Here is a 1,931-nt window from a genome sequence, read left to right on the forward strand (position 1 = left end):
GTCATCGCCAAAGGCATGGCCAAAGACCCCGACCAGCGCTATGCCACCACCGTGGAATTCGCGCACGCCGCCCGCGACGCGACCACCGTGAACCCCACCGCGGGCCCCATCGACAGCCAAGACACCCTACTGGCCCCCACCGGGGCCGCGCCACCACCGCCGCTGGAAATGAAACCCACCCCGCAGCGGCCCAGGTGGCGGCGCCCCCACGTCGTGATTCCCGCCGTGCTCGCTACCGCGGTGTTGATCGGCGGCGGTGTCTTCGCGGCCGTCAACGCCTCCCACCACCACAAGCCGACCCCCGCTGCACCGCCCACCACGACCGCGCCGACCACCCCGCCGCCGAATACGGGTCCGTTCACCGGTATCTACACCGTCAACTTCGACTCGGCCACCGGTCTCGATGGTCGACCGGTCGAAGGTTCGACGCCGGCAACCGAAACCTGGGGCGTCCGGTCGGTGTGCCGCTCGGGCGGTTGCGTGGCCACCGGGTCACGGCGAAGCGGCGACACCACACTCGTGCCGACGCAGGCGTTCGATGATGTCGGCGGCCGCTGGCTGGCTGTGGGCGTCGGCTCCGGAACGTGCCGCAACGCTGCCGGCGAACGCTGGGAGGTGTTCACCCTGCAGCCCCACCCCGACGGCACCCTGACCGGCGACTACAGCTCGACGACCAGCAACGCCTGCGGCACTAAGCGGGCGGTGACCTTCACCCGCGCCGGCGACATCGACCTCACCAGCCTGCCCGACCCGGCCGGCCAGCCGGCGCGGGTGGTGTCGGCGGCCCAAGCGCTGCACGGCCGCTACCACGAGACACTGACCTACACGAACGGGAGCACATACGAGTACGACCTCGCGGTCCGCACCGATTGTCTACGCACCGGCGACCGGTGCATGAGCTATTTCCACAACCCCGACATTTCCACGGCTCTGGTGTTCGCCGGCGCCAAGTGGACCGCGGATACGGAGGTCGACGTACCGTGTCGGGCCGGCGGCACGACGCATCTCAAGGCCACCGCGCAGTATCCGCTGCCTGCAACGGCGCAGGGTCCGATCACGCTGCTGGCCGGACACGGCCACCAGGAACAAACTTACCCTTGCCCCAGCAGCCTCGATTTCGACGAGAAATATGTGCGCACCGGCGATTAGAGCCTGTCGTGGGCGGGTGTCGGCTAGGAACGCTTCCAGGTCGTCGGGGGCGGGGAGCAAGTCGGCGGCGATTCCCCGCGGTGGCCGCGCCAAGGTGGATGTCGCCGTTGGCGGGAATGTACCGGCCGATGCTGGCGTCGCGGTTCTGATCCCCCGTGACGTCGATGGGCACGCGGATACCGCGCTTGGGTTCCTCAAAGTCTTGTGCGGTGCCGCCGTTGAGGCGCCATGCGCCGATGGTGCTGGCACCGCCTGTGGTGGCACGTTGAGGGTATGGGTTGATAGCTGGTGGCATCGATGGCTGATCTGGGATGCGCTGGCACCATCACCGCAGAGGGCCGTCGCGAACGTCGCGCAACCGTCGGACACGGGCGCCGGGGCGGAAACGATCCGGGCTATCCGCTGGTTGCGCAAGGTTCCTCGGGACGGTCGCGCGGCAGAATCCTGCACCGTTGCGTTTCTGGGGTGCGATGCCGTCGCCGGACCTATCGTGTGCTGAACCACTGCCGCGGGGAGGCTGATGTGGCCGAAATGGACGGGACGCCGTTCGGGCGTTACCGGCTGATCGAGTTGCTGGGTCGCGGCGGGATGGGTGAGGTGTGGCGGGCCTATGACACCGTGATGGATCGGGTGGTGGCCCTGAAAGTGTTGTTGCCTAATGTCGCCGAGGATCCCGCCTATGTGGAGCGGTTTCGCCGCGAGGCGCACGCCGCGGCCAGCCTGGACGAGCCGCACGTCATCCCCATCTACGACTTCGGCGAGATCGACGGACGACTGTATGT

Annotated in this window: 2 pseudogenes; both read left to right on the forward strand. The window is 68.2% G+C overall.

Annotation, left to right across the window (positions count from 1 at the left end):
- Positions 1-1,149, forward strand: a pseudogene (locus A5678_RS27635) (serine/threonine protein kinase); the annotation flags it as partial.
- A gap of 531 nt (positions 1,150-1,680) precedes the next feature.
- A pseudogene (locus A5678_RS21350) lies at positions 1,681-1,931 on the forward strand (serine/threonine protein kinase); the annotation flags it as partial.

Origin of the sequence: Mycobacterium sp. E2733, assembly GCF_001667585.1 — a bacterium.
Lineage (GTDB): Bacteria > Actinomycetota > Actinomycetes > Mycobacteriales > Mycobacteriaceae > Mycobacterium.